The 16,816-nt window shown below is 47.7% G+C and carries 14 protein-coding genes and 2 pseudogenes; 3 read left to right on the forward strand and 13 right to left on the reverse strand.

All coding sequences use genetic code 11. From position 1 onward, the window contains the following. Nucleotides 1-131: 131 nt before the first annotated feature. The 3 genes from ACFSUS_RS08355 to ACFSUS_RS08365 all read left to right on the forward strand — a co-directional run bounded on the left by ACFSUS_RS08355 (nucleotide 132) and on the right by ACFSUS_RS08365 (nucleotide 5,122). The gene (locus tag ACFSUS_RS08355; RefSeq protein WP_381521483.1) at nucleotides 132-3,413 is read left to right on the forward strand and encodes a helicase-related protein; all 3,282 of its coding nucleotides are present in this window, start codon (nucleotides 132-134) and stop codon (nucleotides 3,411-3,413) included. A 152-nt stretch (nucleotides 3,414-3,565) separates the two neighbouring features. Beyond that, nucleotides 3,566-3,868 (forward strand): GIY-YIG nuclease family protein, encoded by a 303-nt coding sequence (locus tag ACFSUS_RS08360; RefSeq protein WP_381521485.1) that lies wholly within the window; start codon nucleotides 3,566-3,568, stop codon nucleotides 3,866-3,868. A 144-nt stretch (nucleotides 3,869-4,012) separates the two neighbouring features. Further along, nucleotides 4,013-5,122, forward strand: coding sequence for a PDDEXK nuclease domain-containing protein (locus tag ACFSUS_RS08365; protein WP_381521487.1), 1,110 nt, complete (start codon nucleotides 4,013-4,015; stop codon nucleotides 5,120-5,122). A gap of 100 nt (nucleotides 5,123-5,222) precedes the next feature. Here the strand turns inward: ACFSUS_RS08365 and ACFSUS_RS08370 are convergent. The 13 genes and pseudogenes from ACFSUS_RS08370 to ACFSUS_RS08430 form a co-directional block, all read right to left on the reverse strand. Continuing rightward, nucleotides 5,223-5,423 (reverse strand): annotated as a pseudogene (locus tag ACFSUS_RS08370) (NAD-dependent epimerase/dehydratase family protein); the annotation flags it as partial. After that, entirely contained in the window at nucleotides 5,411-7,585 is a 2,175-nt protein-coding gene (locus ACFSUS_RS08375) for a peptidase domain-containing ABC transporter (RefSeq protein WP_381521489.1), read from the reverse strand. The gene ACFSUS_RS08375 and the pseudogene ACFSUS_RS08370, both read right to left, overlap by 13 nt. A gap of 107 nt (nucleotides 7,586-7,692) precedes the next feature. Beyond that, the gene (locus ACFSUS_RS08380; protein ID WP_381521491.1) at nucleotides 7,693-8,202 is read right to left on the reverse strand and encodes a TlpA family protein disulfide reductase; all 510 of its coding nucleotides are present in this window, start codon (nucleotides 8,200-8,202) and stop codon (nucleotides 7,693-7,695) included. Then, a complete protein-coding gene (locus tag ACFSUS_RS08385; protein WP_381521493.1) occupies nucleotides 8,199-8,855 on the reverse strand; it encodes a hypothetical protein in 657 nt (218 codons plus the stop codon). Before ACFSUS_RS08385 ends, ACFSUS_RS08380 begins: the two co-directional genes overlap by 4 nt. A gap of 596 nt (nucleotides 8,856-9,451) precedes the next feature. Continuing rightward, nucleotides 9,452-9,994: pseudogene (locus ACFSUS_RS08390) on the reverse strand (IS630 family transposase); the annotation flags it as partial. Nucleotides 9,995-10,036: 42 nt separating this feature from the next. After that, nucleotides 10,037-10,492 (reverse strand): winged helix-turn-helix domain-containing protein, encoded by a 456-nt coding sequence (locus ACFSUS_RS08395; protein WP_381521495.1) that lies wholly within the window; start codon nucleotides 10,490-10,492, stop codon nucleotides 10,037-10,039. Nucleotides 10,493-10,520: 28 nt separating this feature from the next. Next, nucleotides 10,521-10,691, reverse strand: a complete 171-nt coding sequence (locus ACFSUS_RS08400) for a hypothetical protein (protein WP_381521496.1) — start codon at nucleotides 10,689-10,691, stop codon at nucleotides 10,521-10,523. A gap of 11 nt (nucleotides 10,692-10,702) precedes the next feature. After that, nucleotides 10,703-10,873, reverse strand: coding sequence for a hypothetical protein (locus ACFSUS_RS08405; protein WP_381521498.1), 171 nt, complete (start codon nucleotides 10,871-10,873; stop codon nucleotides 10,703-10,705). 178 nt (nucleotides 10,874-11,051) lie between these two features. Continuing rightward, a complete protein-coding gene (locus tag ACFSUS_RS08410) occupies nucleotides 11,052-11,285 on the reverse strand; it encodes a hypothetical protein (protein WP_381521500.1) in 234 nt (77 codons plus the stop codon). A gap of 330 nt (nucleotides 11,286-11,615) precedes the next feature. After that, nucleotides 11,616-12,677, reverse strand: a complete 1,062-nt coding sequence (locus ACFSUS_RS08415) for an NAD-dependent epimerase/dehydratase family protein (RefSeq protein WP_381521502.1) — start codon at nucleotides 12,675-12,677, stop codon at nucleotides 11,616-11,618. A gap of 70 nt (nucleotides 12,678-12,747) precedes the next feature. Beyond that, a complete protein-coding gene (locus ACFSUS_RS08420) occupies nucleotides 12,748-14,691 on the reverse strand; it encodes a KUP/HAK/KT family potassium transporter (protein WP_381521909.1) in 1,944 nt (647 codons plus the stop codon). 1,129 nt (nucleotides 14,692-15,820) lie between these two features. Further along, on the reverse strand, nucleotides 15,821-16,345 hold the full coding sequence (locus ACFSUS_RS08425; protein ID WP_381521505.1) for a hypothetical protein: 525 nt from the start codon (nucleotides 16,343-16,345) through the stop codon (nucleotides 15,821-15,823). Between the two features lie 17 nt (nucleotides 16,346-16,362). Further along, complete coding sequence (locus ACFSUS_RS08430) at nucleotides 16,363-16,716, reverse strand: PadR family transcriptional regulator (RefSeq protein ID WP_381521506.1); 354 nt, start codon at nucleotides 16,714-16,716, stop codon at nucleotides 16,363-16,365. Nucleotides 16,717-16,816: the final 100 nt, after the last annotated feature.

Consider the following 16,816-nt stretch of genomic DNA (forward strand, 5'->3'; position numbering starts at 1 on the left):
GTAAATTTTTTAATAAGTAGCTCCTTTAGCTTATATAAGACGAAATAGAGCCGATATAAACGTTCTAGTGCCAGTTTAGTGATGCTAATCACCGATTGATTCGATAAATTGCCATTTGATTCAATGCTCTGATGCAAACTAAATTCTTCACCAACGAAGACAGGAATTCATTACTTGCCAAAATAGAAGGCATTTTCCGCCATCGCCAGATTCACTTCTTCGATGCTTTGGTCGGCTACTTCTACGCTTCAGGTTATTTCCGGGTTAGGCCGTATATTGAGCGGGCTGCTAAAGTACGGGTGCTGGTTGGCATCAACGTGGACAAACTTGTTCATGAAGCTTCACAGCAGGGCATCCTGTTTACCGCTGACGCCTACAAGTCGCAGGAAGATTTCTTTCAGGTTGTCAAGAAAAATATACAGCAGGCGAAATATAGTAAGACCGTCGAAGATGGAATGCTCGGTATGATTTCCGACATCACGATCGGCAAACTACAAATCCGGGTCCATCCTAAACAGAATATCCACGCTAAACTTTACGTGTTTCGGGAGGAGACCTATCATCCACATGGCTACGGAGCGGTTATCACCGGCTCCAGCAACCTAACGGAACCGGGACTGGAACGTAACTTTGAGTTTAATGTTGAACTGCGCGACGACGCCGATATTCAGTTCGCCAACGAGACGTTTGAAAAGCTATGGGGTGAGTCGGTGCCGGTAGCCGAAGAGTTTATTGCGCGGCTCAAAAGCGAAACCTTCCTAAATGACCAGTTCACACCTTATGAGGTGTATTTGAAGTTCTTGATCGAATATTTTGGCAAGAGTATTGATTACGATCCAAATTCGGAAACGGATCTGCCTAAAGGTTTTATGCCGCTGGCTTATCAGGCCGATGCTGTCAACGATGGTTATAACAAGATGGCTAAACACGGCGGCTTCTTCCTGTCGGATGTAGTAGGTTTAGGCAAAACCATCATTGCTACACGCATCGCCAAGAAGTTCTATTTTAAGAATGGTTTCCCCGAACACCGCTCCCGTACATTGATTGTTGTGCCACCAGCGCTAAAACTGAACTGGGAAGAAACGATCGAGAAGTTTAATCTTGATGGAGTTCACATTATCACCAATGGTAGCCTACATAAGGTTCGCACTCCCGAACAATACGATTTAGTGATTGTGGACGAAGCCCACAAGTTTCGTTCAGATACGGCCGATGCGTATAACGATCTTCAAAAAATCTGTAAAACGCCTACTCGTCGCCGAAAATCGGATGGTTCGCGCTATCCTAAACGGGTTATGCTGGTATCAGCAACGCCCTTAAATAACTACCCGCAGGATATTGCTAATTTGGTTTATCTGTTTCAGGATAGCAAAGACTCGACGCTGGAGATTGGCAATTTACAGCACTTCTTCCGCCAGCACATCGACGCCTATCGTAAGCTGAGACTGGAGCCGGATATGCAGAAGGTGAACGAGGGCGTCCGGCGCATATACGAGCAGATTCGGGTAAAAGTCATCGAGCCGCTGACGGTTCGACGGACACGCACTGACCTGAGAATTCACCACCAGTACAAAGATGACTTAGCTGCTCAAAAGATTGAGTTTCCCGATGTACGCAAGCCTGAAAAGATTTTTTATCAGTTGGCTCCGCACCTAGAAGAATTGTATGATAGTACTATTCGGAGTTTAACACATCCCACCGAAGGACTAACGTATAACCGCTACCGGGCTATTGGTTTTCTAAAACCATATAAAAAGCAGAAGTATAAAAAAGCCGATATGATCGCCACCCAGCTGGCTAAGATTATGAAGACCATGCTGGTAAAACGTATTGACAGTAGTTTTTACGCCTTCCGGCAATCGATTCGACGGTTCTGCCAAGCTAATGACGCGATGATCAAAATGTTCGATACGGGTCGGGTCTTTATCGCGCCTAATCTTCCCGTATCAGATATGATCAATGACGGTCGGGAAGATGAATTATTCGATCTTGTTACGAGCCTGATGGACACCGACCCTACTCTGGACATCTGCATTCCCGATGACTTTGAGCCGGGGTTTTATGAGGGTTTGCTCCGCGATCAGCGTATTCTGAATAACTTATCTAAAGAATGGGACGACCTCGGCGACGAAGACCCCAAACTCGATATGTTCGTTCAGTACATCCAGAGCCAACTATTCGGACCTGATAATCGCGAGAAGAAATTAGTAGTGTTCTCGGAGAGTAAGGAAACTACCGAGTACGTCGCCCGACGTTTGAAGAATGTAGTCGATCACCGCGTATTAACCGTCGATAGCCAAACACGCAAAGACCGGATGCCGACCATCCGGGCTAATTTTGACGCGAACTTACCCGCTGACCTGCAACAGAACGCCGATGCGTCGGACCGTTATGACATCCTTATTTCGACGGAGGTGTTAGCCGAAGGCGTCAACCTGCACCGGGCTAATGTTATTGTGAACTATGATACGCCCTGGAACGCTACCCGTCTGATGCAGCGCATTGGCCGAGTAAACCGAATTGGTACGAAGGCCAAGGCCGTCTACATCTACAACTTCTTCCCAACGGCTCAGGTCGATAACGACATTGAGTTGCAGAAGAAAGCCATGATGAAGCTACAGGCTTTTCATGCAGCCCTGGGCGAAGACAGCCAGATATATAGCCCTGACGAAGTGACGGAATCGTTCGGCCTCTTCGATAAGGACGTAGACGAGGAACGTGATGAGAAGTTGGATTACCTCATGCAGATTCGGGACATCAAGGAAAAAGATCCTGACCTGTTTAAGCGCATTAAAAACATGCCGCTTCGGGCGCGGGTAGGCCGCAAGGACCGGATGCAGCATCAGACAACCATTGCTTTCATTCGCGACCAGAAGCGCGATGCTTTCCTATACGTTCGTCCCGATAATTCGGTAGAAGAGCTAACCTTTCTGGAAACCGCCAAACGCTTTCAATGCATGATGCACGAGCGGGCCGTTAAGCTCCACGACGATCATCACGAGCAGGTGCAAATAGCGGTGCAACGCTTCCAGACACAGGTAGAAGCCGAAAAAGCGCAAGACAAAAAAGTAGACGTAAGCCAAGGCCCCAATGAAAAGAAAGCCCTGATGTATTTAGACGCATTTCTAAACCTTCCCATTATTTCAGAAGAGGAGAAAACGCTGGTTGGGTTAGCCAAAGAAGCGATCCGGCGCGGGAAGTTTCAGAACCTACAACGCGACATCAACAAGCTACAGAAGTCGCAAGCAAAGGTGAAAGTCCAGGCGGCCGTGCTACTGGATAGTCTTATGAAAATTTTGAACAGCTATCCGTTGACCCAGCCAGAGGAAGACGTAACAGCTACGCCGGTCACTCCGGTAGTTGTTGCGCCAACGGAACCGGCTATCATTATTTCTGAAAGCTTTAGCGCGTAACTTGCGAAACGCTTGTCACTTATTTTGTCATCCCGACTATTTTGTCATCCCGACGCAGGAGGGATCTTACGCATTGGCCATCTCACATATGCCTCCTGGCGTCAGGATGACAAAACGACTAACCGAACAGTAAACGCAAAATAGCGCCCCCGATGAATGGCTATTCTTTTTACGTCTACATTACTACAAATCCCCAGCGAACAGTTCTTTACACGGGTGTGACTAACGACTTGGTTAGGCGTATGGCAGAACATTATGATTCGAGAGGACAAAAGGACAAGTTTGCCGGAAAATATTACTGTTACAACCTGATTTATTGGGAACACCATCAATATGTAAACAATGCTATTTCCCGCGAAAAAGAGATAAAAGGCTGGCGACGGGAGAAGAAAGTAGCTCTTATTGAGTCAATAAATGCAAGCTGGAAATTCCTCAACGATGAAATTCAGAGTTGACTTACACTTACCATTCCGTGCTTTTGTCAGCCCGACGCCAGGAGGGTTCTGGGAGTTATCCGATGTATAAGATCCCTCCTGGCGTCGGGATGACAAATACACAGGATGACAAAAGCCTTAGTAGTAAAACTAAACCCACCAACCATGAATAATGACACGTCGGACCAAACCTCGACAAATCAGTACAACGCTTTGCTTAGCGACATCAGCAGCCAAATTCTGCAAAGTCGCTACCGGGCTGCTCGGCTGGTTAATCGCGAATTACTACTATTATACTTTGCCGTTGGTAAGCGACTATCCGAAAAAGTTGCGTCCGAAAAGTGGGGTACACAAGTGCTGGAACAGTTGTCAGCCGACTTACAAAAGCAGTTGCCAGGTTTACGAGGATTTTCATACCGTAATCTGAGAAATATGCGTCAGTTCGCTGAAGCTTATGGCCAGCTAATCGATAGCTTAATACAGAATCAAGAACCAGGCGGAGATAATCAAGCCGAACCAATTTGGCAGACGACATCTGCCAAATTGAGCGATCAGGATTTTGGTGTTTTCGTCAGCCTTGGCTTTTCACACCATATTCTACTGCTAAATCGATGTAATGAGTTGCAGGAACGGCTTTTCTACATGCGAAAGGCAGTAGCCAATCAGTGGACGCACGAAATGCTGGATTGGCAGATAAAAGCTAAAGCGTACCAAAAGCGTGATCAAACCCTGCCCAATAATTTCGCTACAACATTACCTGAGACCATCCGCAATACGGCCATGCAAGCGTTCAAGGACGAATACCTCCTCGATTTCATTAATGTTGAAAGTGACGACGAGCGGGTTGTAGAAAAAGGTATTGTACAAAATATCAAGGACTTTATTCTGAAGGCAGGTAAGGGCTTTGCGTTCATTGGTAATCAGCACCGGCTGCTGGTCGATGATGAGGAGTTCTTTGTGGATTTGTTGTTTTACAATCGCCAGCTTCGGTGCTTAGTCGCCTTTGAATTGAAAAAAGGTAGGTTCAAGCCCACTTATGCCGGTCAGCTGAATTTTTATTTAAATGTATTGAATGACCAGGAACGATTATCCGACGAAAATCCGGCAATTGACATCGTTCTATGCAAGGAGAAGAACGACAAAACGGTAGAGTACGCCTTTCAGAACATTTACAACCCGATGGGCGTAGCCACTTACCAACTCAGTTCTGACCTGCCCGAACACCTACGTAACGTACTGCCCGACCCCGAGTCGCTTAAAAGACTACTCGATTGACACTATACATTATGACTGAGCGCGACCTAAAAGCCTTTTTGCAACAACCTTTTTCCGCTACAAATCAGCGGGCGCTGCTCAACTACCTGTTCAGTGACTTGACGTTGTCGAGGTTATGTAGCTCCCAATCGATCAACCGGTACAGGTCGGCGATATGGAGCATGTCGCGGGTTTGTTTGCCGGTGCCACCGTAGCCAATGTAGGCCAGTTGCTGCTCAAAGTAGTGCTTGGCAATCCAGAGTACCATCACCCCCTGATCGACTTTACCCATTTGCCACGGACCCGTGATTACGCTACAGCGGGTTCTATTGCATTCTCATGTTTCATCACCCTATTAGCGTTGCCAACCAATTGTAATGTTTTGTTGTCAAGTTCATATACTCGGTTCGCCTGTTGAGTAGTTTGAGGTTTGTGGGTAATAAGCAAAATACCAGTGTCAGGCCGTAGTTGTTCAAGGAGGTTTAATACAAATTGCTCTGTATGGCGATCCATGGCGGCCGTAGGTTCATCTAGCAATAATAGCTGCGGATTCTTGTACAGCGCACGGGCTAACGCAACCAACTGGCGTTGGCCACCGGACAGGCTGACGCCGTCTTCGCCCAGCAAAGTCAGATAGCTCTGCGGAAACTGCTCGAAATACTGGCTAAAGCCGTACTGGTGACAGAACCGGATGATTTGAGCTGCTTCATCGGTGGTGTTGCCCAAGCAGATGTTGTCTAATAGCGTTCCATTGAAGAGTTTAACGTGCTGCGGTACTACGCCCAACGTGTGGCGCCAGGTAGTAATGTCTACGTCGTACCAATCCGTATTGTTGATCTTTATCTGTCCGGCTTCTGGCGTATAGAAGCGCTGTAGCACTTGTAATAGTGTACTTTTACCCCGGCCGCTTTCGCCTAGTAAAGCCACAAACTCCCCCCTGCGAATCTCCAGCGATACGTTCTCCAGCAGACAGGGTCTACCCGGAAAACGGAAGCTCAGGTCACGCAACGTGAGTGACTCAAAGGTAAACACCGGACTAAAAGCAGCTAATGTGTCGACAGGCTCGTGTTCGGGTGTGAGATAAGCGTATTCATACATCCGCTCGAAGGCCACGTTGGCTTCCTGTAACTGTATATTCGTGAGGGCTAATGCAGCCACAGCAGGTAGAATGCTACCCACCAGTGTTAGAATAGCCATCATCTCGCCCAACTGCAAGGACTGTTGAACCACCAATACAGAGGTCAGTGCAATGAGCCCACTAATCAGGACGGCACTACTGATTTCGGCCGACAAATTAAACTGCAGGCCAACGCGGCCTAAGTTATACACCTGCTCCTGGAAGCGCCCGTAAATGGCTTGGGTGATGCCCGCAAAAAACGACTCGCGGTTGGTGGCTTTAATCACGTCGACGCCCTGAATCGTATCAACATAATTGCTTTCGGTGTGAGCCGAAGCGGCCATAACATCACGCTGCCCGTTAGTGATGCGTTTGTGAAACCGCCATACTAATCCGCCGTATAATGGTATACTCAATAAACTCAGCATACCCACCCAAACGGAGTATGTAAACAAATACCCTACCGATACCAGCACGACCAGCGTATTGATAACCACCGCGCCGGTCAGGTGGCTGATGGTACGCTGAATTCGACCTGTATCATTCAGGCGGGCAATGAGTTCGCCGGTCTTTCGGCTATCGAAGAACGATTTGGGCAGGTGTAGTAATGCGTCATAGAACCGATTGATAATGCGGTTGTTGAAATCACGACTTTGGCGGTTGAGCAGAAATCCGCGTAGGTAGTTTACGACCGCCCGGGCCACCAGCAGCACCGCTAACAACATTAGCCCAAGCACCAGCCGCTTGGTGTCATGTTTAGGTAAAATGTTGTCAATAAGCTTTTGGGAGAAGATTGCGGTTGACAGTCCTAGAGCTGCCGTTATGATACCTAGACCCGTGGCTATGGCCAGCAAAGGGGCGTCGTCCTGAATGAGGCCTAGCAGCCAACGGTGTTTGGCCCGTTTCTCATCCGACTGTTGCCGGAATGATGCGTTCGGCGTAAGGGCTAACAGTACCCGTGAAGGCCAGATCGCGGTAAGTTCGTCTGTCGTGTAGCTTATAACACCTCGTGCTGGGTCTCCAATTATAAATTGCTGTGTGTCGGCATTCCAGCCGTAGCAAACTACGTAATGCTGAAGCCTGTTTTCGATTAACACGTGTAGAATAACAGGCCCATCGACATCCGTTTTCAGGTTCTCGACCGAATCGGCCTCCAGGCCCTCGGCATCGAACCCAATCTGCGACGCAGCCTGATGCAACCCGAGCAGCGTAGTGCCCTGGGTATCCGTGCCGCTAAGTTCGCGCAGGCGTTCGAGTCGGCTATGCCCACCGTAATAGGCGAGCAGTGAGGCTAAACAGGCTACCCCACAATCGGCCTGGCCCTGCTGCCGTATCAGCGTTCGCTGGATGTGTTTTCGGGAGATCATCTTACAGGGTCGGATGAGTGAGGTGGTCAACAACAACCCAAAGTAAGTCCTGGAGAACCGATAAAATCTGTTCCATAGCGGTAAGAGCAAGACGTGGCGAGAAGAAATTAAAGATGTCGGGCAATGGCTTCGACACTGGTTTCACCCTTGAAGTGTTTGGCCAACGAGCCATCGGCATGATAGATGAGCACGTCGGGAACGGACGTAAAGCCCAAGGTGTCGTAGGCAACTTGCCGGTCGATATGTGCCACGCGCACGTTAGGCAGGGCATTTAGCTTATATGCTTCCGTAAAAGTAGTAAGATCAGATATCGGTGCCGACGAAAGCATTACAATCATTGCCTGCTTAAGTAGAACAGATTTTTTATACAACTCGTCAGCTTCGCGCTGGCAGTGATCGCAGTCAGGATCAAAGTATAAGAGAACGACCGGTTGTCCAGCCAAGGTAGTCTTACTAATCACCGAACGATCAAGCAGACTCGCTGTAAAATTGGGTAACGTTTGCACACGTTGAGCTACTTCTTTTTTGCGATTAAGTTTCGTCGTAAAGCCCCACACAAAGTATGACAGTGTAGCCAAAATGAATATGGGTAGCCCCCATTGTAAATATTTTTTCATGACAGGCTTATGCTTAAGAACATGATAAATACTACCCATAGTAAAAGACCCGTACCATAAGAAGCTGCTACCATGCCTAGTCCGCGATTAACTGACCAGCCAACCAATCTAGAAACAGTATAAGCCAGTACAATCCAGTAGGCTACTTCAAACAGATTAATCAACTGCAAAGGGTACAGGAGCCAGGTCGAAACGTCAGTCGGATCGAGTAAATTTAGTAGGCTAAGCGGATAAAAATATTGCAAATCAGTTAAGTTATAATCAGGCTGGATCAAAAGAAACCATAGCAATTTCACTACGTTTGGTAGCAAAAGTACCAGCTCTGCCTGAATGGCAATCCGAAAAAAGGGAATAAACAACCACCGATTTGTTAGCATGTAATAGCCCAGACTCAGACAGGTAGCCAGTGCTGAAAATTTAACCAAATTAATGGCAGGTAAAAGAACATAAGGGAGCCAGGTCAATTGATGGCTTTTGTCAATAAAATCTTCTACCTGAGCAACCGTCAGCTGATTAACAAGGGCATCGTAATACAAGTCGTCCGAGATGAGCAGATACTGACTTGCAAAAATCAGTAATGCGCTTAAGGTTGTAATAGCCGAAAAGAATAGCCAACTGTTCTTTTGTGAATAGGATTGGCTAGGAGCGCTCATAGCTGCTAGATCGGGGGTTAGTATCTGCATATTTTTAGTCTAGCTTATCGATTTTTCTGGCAACGTAGACAACAGAATACAAAATTGTAGCAACCAGTAAAGCTACTTCAATGTATGTGTTGTTAAGCGAGAGCGAAAAAATATACAAGCCGAAAAACACAAAGAAAAGCTGGCCGCTTTTAAAGCTGTTTCTTATCAAATTAAACATAGTAATTTTTGATAAAGGTTAAAAAAGACTAAGCCACAAGCCTTGGCCTGTGGCTTAGTAAACAATCAAAAATACAGTTTTCACAATAGCCTCTTCATTCAGCATTATAGCCACTAAAATGGTTAGGAATGACACGGGAGCAAAAAGCAGATCCCATGTAAATGATTTATCATTCATCATAAAAAAGGATTCTTCCTTTTTAGCGCCCGAGTCCCAAGACCAGCGGCTATAATGATAAGTAGAACAATTAAGGTAGTTGCCATATCTAGTATTATTGATGTTTATTAAATACAATAAAACTTTTATATCGGGAGACAAACATCTCCCGATATATGTTACCAAGGCAATTCAAGGCCAACACAACCAGCTTGAGTTATTGATCTGTGAATTAATCTGTAAAGAACGCTACCTCTTTCTTGCGAAAGAACATTTGTATCAATTTAGGGTCTTCCTCTAATAAAGCAATTTGTTCCAAAACGGTAACTGTTAAGTCTGCCAGAGATAGAAAGACCCGGTTTTTCAACCGTTGCTTGATCTGATTCCAGACCAACTCGGTCGGATTCAGTTCTGGACTGTAGGCCGGTAAACGCTCTAAATGAATCCGGCCAGGACGTTCTTTAAGGAAGGTTTTCACTGCTTCTCCGCTGTGAATCGAAGCCCCGTCCCAGATGATCAGCAAATCCCGTTTTCGGTAGCGACTACAGAGCTTACTTAGAAACCACACAATGTCTTCCCCACTGAAGGACTGATCTTGGCCCGCTACGTAAATCCGACCATTCGGTGCAATGGCCGCAATCAGGCTCAAGTGGTCACGACCAGCTTGCTCCTGCAAGACTGGCGTTTGCCCTCGTGGTGCCCAGGTCAGCCCCAGCATGGGTAACAGATAACAGGCCGATTCATCGACATACAGAATGACTCGCTGCTCAGCTTGCGCTTTTTCGCTTCGGCGATCCGATTGAGTTCGGGTAAGCGTTCATCTCGCCATTGCTGGACCCTTTGTGGGTTCTGCCGCTTCGGCGGTCCGATGACGCGCTTTGGGCTGTGGTTTCTGGCGACTCCATTCGGCCTTTTTTAATAAACGTCCCACTTGAGAGGGATCGTAACTAACGCCAAAGAGTCGCTTAATGACCTCATTGACACGAGGTCTTGTCCAGATATAGCCCGGAAAGCCATGATGTTCCGCTCCTTTGTTTAACTCTTCTACCAGTTGCGTTATCTGCTCGTTGGTTAAGCGGCAGGCGGGTCCAGCCGGTTTATGCCAGGCTAAAGCGGCTTGGCCATTCTGGCGATATTTTTTCAGAGTACGGCTAACCCAGCCCTCGGTTAGACCCAAGGCCTGAGCAATTTTGGTTTGTTTCCAGCCAGCCTCTTTTAGTTCTGCGCACCGCCGACGCAATAACTCGTAGTCAGATGGTTTGTAAGTTGCCATCCCTGGCAAAGGACCAATCTTTACACACCTACTCACGCATCAATAATGCAGCGATCCCAACGAAAGCCAAGGTGACTCCTGAAGAAATTGCGGCTCCACCAGCAGCAGCGGCTAACAACGTACAACCAGCAATAATACCGATTGGAGACATTTTACCTCCTTGAGTGTCAAGCATTTTTTTGGAAGTTAACTTATTCATTAGCCGTTAATTTAAGATTCTAATAGTAGACATCCCGCGTATGTAAGTGTACCAATTCTTAATGCTGCTGGCCCTAATGGTGATGATGCCCAGATAGCAGCTGCTCCCATAGCGGCACATCCCAGAGTTACTTCCTTACCGCCTTCAGCATTCATCATTTGCTGAAATTCTAATTTTTTCATCGTTGTAAATTATTATACATTAACCTGCTCTCTTTCGGGCTTTTCGGCGTCCGCCTTTGTTGCGCGTCAACGATACAAAGATGGTACGTTGACTAGGCCTGGCGCATCAGTAAGCCTACTCAATTTGGGGAAGATGGCTTACCTAAAACGTACCGATTTTCCTAGATAAGGCTGTTAATCAGCGACTAGCCGCCCGGATGGATGAGATAAACTGGTCAGCACCCTGAGCCAGCCATTCACAACTGATAATAACTACGGCCGGTTGCTCCTGTCTGATGTAATTCAGGGATAACTCATCAATACCCTGATGGCCGCGCCATGCTAATGAAACCGCTTCGATAGACTGGCCTAGTACCGAGCTATAAAAGCGTTTCTGAAAGATGGCAACAACATTCGCGTTTGAGTAAAGCATTGTATGGTCAATGATTGAGTTAGTGGTAGTGGTTTTATTCTGCTCCTAGAGCTTTGTACCAATAGTTTCACCCCAGCTCGTTGAAACCTAGAATACTGATACGAGTATATGTCGTGTAAGTATGCTTCTGGTTGCCTGCATTAGCTCGTTACTGAATCAAAATTGATGTAAGCTGTAGGAGGATAAAAATTTATTACACCAACTCGGGGTTAGTCAGGACAAACAGCCAGCTAGACTGTACCAAAGAGCTGCATGGAGGAGTGACCTAAAACCAAAAACGCAGCATAAACCGAAGTTCATGCTGCGTTATGTAGGAAGATTTAAAGATGCTTACTTCAAAATCGGCTCCAGCGCGGCCCGGTTTTCGTTCAGCCAGTCGTGGATGTCGCTCACAATTTCACGAATGCCCAGTTCGGGTTTCCAGCCGGTTAACTGCGTCACTTTGGTGTTGTCCGTAATGTACAGCCGGATGTCGGCGGCCCGGTTCTCGGTCACCTGTTTGATGGGGATGGTTTTGCCCGTTACTTCCTGACAGATTTGGGTTAGCTCCTGCAACGAGGCACTACTTTCGTTGCCACCACCCGCGTTCAGGATTTCACCGTTGACGGCATCCAGGTTGTGCAGTTCCCAATCGATGAGCCGATAGAGGTCAGCGATATGGAGCATGTCGCGGGTCTGTTTGCCGGTGCCACCGTAGCCGATGTAGGCCAGTTGCTGTTCAAAATAATGCTTGGCAATCCAGAGTACCATCACGCCCTGATCGACCTTGCCCATCTGCCACGGACCCGTGATTACGCCACAGCGGTTAATGACCGTTTTCAGGCCGTAAAACTCGTTGTACTCCTGAATCAGCAGCTCCGATGCGAGTTTGGTGGTGCCGTATAGGGACCGGGCGCCGTCCAGCGGGAAGTTCTCAGCGATGCCCTTCGAGGAAACACCAGCAACCGGTTGATCATCGGTCAGGACAAAGCGGGTGTCGGCCTCGGCGAAGTTCAGCGTTTCAATCGTTTTGATTGGATAAACCCGACTTGTCGACAGAAAGATGAAGTTCGCCTTGTGCTTCAGCGCGTAGTTCAGGCAGTTGACCGTCCCGAACAGGTTGGTATTGATGAGGTAGTCGGGCGTGCCGTCCAGACCTGCCAGCACCGACGGCTCGGCTGAGGCTTCAATCACCGTATCGACGGCGGGTAGCGCGTCAAAATCTTCTTTGCTGCGGATGTCGCCGTGCATGAACTCGATACCCGCGGCTTTGAGTCGCGACAGGCTTAATTCAGAGCCACGCCGTTTGAGGTTATCCAGCGCGAAGATCTGGTAGCTGGGATAGTTTTTCTTGAGGGAGATGGCTAGCGACGAGCCAACAAAGCCGGCCCCGCCGGTGATGAGAATTTTCATAGATAAAGAGCGGAAGAGTGAAAGAGCGAAAGGTGAAAAGGAAGCGGACTATCGCTCTTTCACTCTTTGATTAAGTTGCGATTCGTTTGAGTTTAACGTTTTCGACGGGGCGAATGACCAGCGGTACTTTCTCGACTTTGACGGAACTGCTGTCCAGGCCAAACCAGCGGTCTTCGGGCGTGGTGAATCCTTTTATGGTGAAATAAATGTTCATAATAAGCCGCTCGCGAGCTGGTAACTCGTTCTCGAACGACAGGAATTTTTCTAATACCACAAATCGGAAGTCACCAATCACATTCTGGCGGCTTAACGATTCATAACGGCTGGTAATGTCTACTTCCTTGTTCTTTACCATGTCTTCAATCACCTTCCGGAAGAACAGATTGATCCGTTGCTCCACCCGGAAGCCTAGCTTAAACGTCACTTTGTAGGCATCATCGGGCGCAATCGTGTTTACCTTATACTCCATCGTATAGGGGTCATCGGTAGTGTCGACGTGAACGAACCAATAAATGTCGGCGCGTTTGGGACGTTTCTGAAAAATTGAGTAGATGATCTTCGACTCGATTTCCGATTGCCGGGCCGCATTGCTCATGAAGACCAGGTGCGTGGCGTATTTCGGAATACTGATGTCGCGACTAAGTTCCTTTATGGCTTGTATGTAATGATCGATACGGACGTATTCGGTCAGGCGTAGTTTGATCTGGAAGGCTTGCAGCCAGATATACATGACGCTGGCAATGGTTGAGCCAATGAGTACCGATACCCAACCTCCATGCGGGAATTTGATCAGGTTGGCTACCAAAAATGATCCTTCAATGGCCAGGTAGACCGTCAGAAACAGGACAACGCCCCACGGCTGGTACTTATGTGTGTACAGATAGTACGACATCAGCAGGGTCGTCATGAGCATGGTCAACGTAATCGCTAAGCCATAAGCGGCTTCCATGTTCGATGATTCGCGGAAATAAAGGACCACGCCAACGCAACCCGACCAGAGCAGTAAATTAACGCTGGGTACGTAGAGCTGGCCTTTCTGAACGCTGGGGTAGCGGAGTCTGACCTTGGGCCAGAAGTTAAGTCGGATGGCCTCGCTAATGAGCGTAAACGAGCCGCTGATCAGGGCCTGACTGGCTATGACGGTCGCGGCCGTGGCAATGACAATACCGATGGTGAGAAACCAAGGGGGCATCACTTCATAGAAAGGAATGCGGCTTTTGAGCACCTGACCTTCAACCCCCAGCAACCAGGCACCTTGCCCGAAGTAGTTCAGAATCAAACAGGTCTTGACAAAAATCCAGCTCACCCGAATATTCGACCGACCACAGTGGCCCATATCTGAGTAAAGCGCTTCGGCCCCGGTTGTACAAAGAAAAACGGAGCCCAACAGCCAGAATCCACCGGGATATTCGACCAGTAGCCACCAGGCATAATAAGGGTTAAGAGCCGCTAAAACGCCAGGTGACTGAGCAATCTGAACAATACCTAATGTGGCCAGCATGACAAACCAGACCAGCATGATCGGGCCAAAAGCAGTACCTACCACGCTCGTTCCAAACGCCTGAATCAGAAATAAAACTGTTAAGATGGCTATTACGATTGGAATGGTTTCAATGTTCGGGTAGATTAGTGTCAGTCCTTCTACCGCCGACGAAACCGAGATCGGTGGCGTAATAATACCATCCGCTAGCAGGGCTGATCCGCCGATGATGGCTGGCAAGGTGAGCCAGCGGGCATGCCGCCGAACCAGGGCATAAAGGGCAAAAATGCCACCTTCACCGCGGTTATCAGCTCGTAGAATCAGAATTACGTATTTGACGGTGGTTTGCAACGTTAATGTCCAAAAAACACAGGAGAGGGCTCCGCGAACGACATCGGCTCGAATAACATTCTCGGCCCCGATAATAGCCCTAAGTGTGTATAAAGGCGATGTGCCAATATCGCCGTAGATGATACCCATTGCCACCAGCAGACCAGCGGCCGTGACGGTGTCTAAATGCTTCTTATCTTCCATAAAGTAGGCTTTCGCCTGTCGTTGCACGAGCGGGTAAAAACGGGGCAAAGATAACCCATGTTTAGATTCGTTAATCCTACTTTAATGGAAAGTTACCCCGTAGCTGGCTTAACAAAACTAATCTGAGGGCCGTTTTGTAAGATTACGCCACAAATGACTCGATATACTCTTATCTGTCTGTTGGATTAGCCCATTATAATCAGCCTTGAGGCTGCCTCAACGGGTGTTTTACTCTTCTGCTGACTGGAACTTTAGCTTGGTACGAAATGACGTAGTGCCCCAAGATAAAGCCGCAACGTTAACCAGTTACCCTGGTTAAAAGTCATTGATTTTACGTTTTCGGTATTACTTTTTGCAATGAAATCAGTCTAAACGTTGAACACGGGAAGTCTGATCAGTTATTGGACTAATGGCACATAATGCAGCCCGATTCGGGTTAGGTGGCCGGGTGGTATCGTTAATAATGGATACGGGCTCACCTCGTCAATTCCAGCACATGTGCTTACTTGTTTAATAGCGGGTGCAAGACATATGAATGAGTGGAGGAAACTGAATACGTCGTTATATCGTACATATAGTTTCCACCATTTGCGCCTACCGAGTTTTGTTTAATTAGGTGTGTTAGCAGACGACTCGTTCCCTGAACGAGTCGTCTCTTTTTAGTAGCATGGTATAGATGAAGGATAGCGTGCAGGGTATTTGCTACGTTCCAGTATTGCCGTAGCGGTTCAATCCGGCCGGATGGCGTGAGGAGAACCCTTGAGGGTACTGTCTGGTAGTAATTTATGGGACTACCAGAACGAGATAAATATTTGCATTCGGAGCGATTAAGCTGCTCTGTAGTAGCGCGCAGGCCCGCGGTTGTGCGGGTGTTGCTACCCTTCGCTTAGCCGCTGTTAATGATTCGCTTATTCTAAATAGTACTGATCGCCTGATTCGCTCTCGGCTGCTTAGCGCTATAAGCGTTGTAAAAGTTTAATTCTTAACGGTAAATGTATATACGTTTCCTGGGTAGGCCAACTGCCAACGGGCAGCTGTTACTTCATAACTTGCGCTCACTTTATGGGGACTCCGATTACTCTAGTTGACCGCAAAACTATCGCCCAGCAGGCTTTCAAGCGGCTAAACCTTACCGGACCAGCAATTGATTTTGCCGTTCGTGCTGTAGGTACCAGCTAAAGCCAACAAAGGTAACAGCACCGAGCCCGACCAGCCAGATGGCACCCCAGAGGCTCAGGTAAGACCAGGTGCCCCGGCTAATCATATGGACAAGGGCCATCAGCATCATGCACAACCCTAACGTCATGATGATGGCGTTACGTAGCGTTGTTGGATAGGTCTGGCGCAGGTCGTAAGCCCCGTACGCTTTGTTGCGATGCTGGAAAATAATGTCATCAAAACTGGCTTCCTCAAGCTGCGTTTCGGTTAATGTCAATTCATGCTGATACGTTTTGCGCAACTGGCCTACTGCCTTAGCATCGGCTTCGAGCAAGGTCTTGTCTAAAGCCGACTCAAACGGCAGACCAATCCACATGTAATACTCCACTTCGCAGGCGAGGTGGTCAAGAAGCTCGCGGATTAAGGCTTCGCTGGTGCCAGTTTGAATCAAATGATCGTACAATCGAGCTACTTGTTGCGGGTTTAGCTTTTCCATGATTGTGCTGAGTTGATTTATTTGCCAAGGGCCAGATCGGCAGGTGATTGTAATAAGGTTTGCATGATCTCAACAAAACGCTCAAACTCCGAGACTTTTCGGACGGCGGTTTCACTGCCGCTCGGCGTAAGCGTATAATATTTGCGTAGTCGGCCATCTACTTCGACCGATTCGGTTACAAGCAAGCCTTCCTGCTCCAGTTTGTGCAAGACCGGGTATAAGGCGCCAAATGTTAAAATGAGTTCGCCCTGGGTACGTTCTTTCACCGACTGAGTGATTTCGTAGCCGTACATTTTGCCCCGCTCAGCCAAGAGTTTCAAAACGATCGTTTTCAGTGTTCCCCGCAAAAATTCGGAGCTGGATTGTTCCATGGAAGATGGGCGTTAACTATTTTTAGTGTGAATCTATTCAAGAAAATTATATATACAAGTATAGCAATATTTTTCTTAGTGAAAGATGGTTGTAGTAAGG

This window comes from Spirosoma soli, assembly GCF_042684525.1.
In the GTDB taxonomy this organism is placed as follows: domain Bacteria; phylum Bacteroidota; class Bacteroidia; order Cytophagales; family Spirosomataceae; genus Spirosoma; species Spirosoma soli.

Bases quoted from the DNA above. Each gene is read 5' to 3' on its own strand.
- ACFSUS_RS08355 (WP_381521483.1), top strand. From the start codon at position 132: ATGCAAACTAAATTCTTCACCAACGAAGACAGGAATTCATTACTTGCC.
- ACFSUS_RS08360 (WP_381521485.1), top strand. From the start codon at position 3,566: ATGAATGGCTATTCTTTTTACGTCTACATTACTACAAATCCCCAGCGA.
- ACFSUS_RS08365 (WP_381521487.1), top strand. From the start codon at position 4,013: ATGAATAATGACACGTCGGACCAAACCTCGACAAATCAGTACAACGCT.
- ACFSUS_RS08375 (WP_381521489.1), bottom strand. From the start codon at position 7,585: ATGATCTCCCGAAAACACATCCAGCGAACGCTGATACGGCAGCAGGGC.
- ACFSUS_RS08380 (WP_381521491.1), bottom strand. From the start codon at position 8,202: ATGAAAAAATATTTACAATGGGGGCTACCCATATTCATTTTGGCTACA.
- ACFSUS_RS08385 (WP_381521493.1), bottom strand. From the start codon at position 8,855: ATGAGCGCTCCTAGCCAATCCTATTCACAAAAGAACAGTTGGCTATTC.
- ACFSUS_RS08395 (WP_381521495.1), bottom strand. From the start codon at position 10,492: ATGGCAACTTACAAACCATCTGACTACGAGTTATTGCGTCGGCGGTGC.
- ACFSUS_RS08400 (WP_381521496.1), bottom strand. From the start codon at position 10,691: ATGAATAAGTTAACTTCCAAAAAAATGCTTGACACTCAAGGAGGTAAA.
- ACFSUS_RS08405 (WP_381521498.1), bottom strand. From the start codon at position 10,873: ATGAAAAAATTAGAATTTCAGCAAATGATGAATGCTGAAGGCGGTAAG.
- ACFSUS_RS08410 (WP_381521500.1), bottom strand. From the start codon at position 11,285: ATGCTTTACTCAAACGCGAATGTTGTTGCCATCTTTCAGAAACGCTTT.
- ACFSUS_RS08415 (WP_381521502.1), bottom strand. From the start codon at position 12,677: ATGAAAATTCTCATCACCGGCGGGGCCGGCTTTGTTGGCTCGTCGCTA.
- ACFSUS_RS08420 (WP_381521909.1), bottom strand. From the start codon at position 14,691: ATGGAAGATAAGAAGCATTTAGACACCGTCACGGCCGCTGGTCTGCTG.
- ACFSUS_RS08425 (WP_381521505.1), bottom strand. From the start codon at position 16,345: ATGGAAAAGCTAAACCCGCAACAAGTAGCTCGATTGTACGATCATTTG.
- ACFSUS_RS08430 (WP_381521506.1), bottom strand. From the start codon at position 16,716: ATGGAACAATCCAGCTCCGAATTTTTGCGGGGAACACTGAAAACGATC.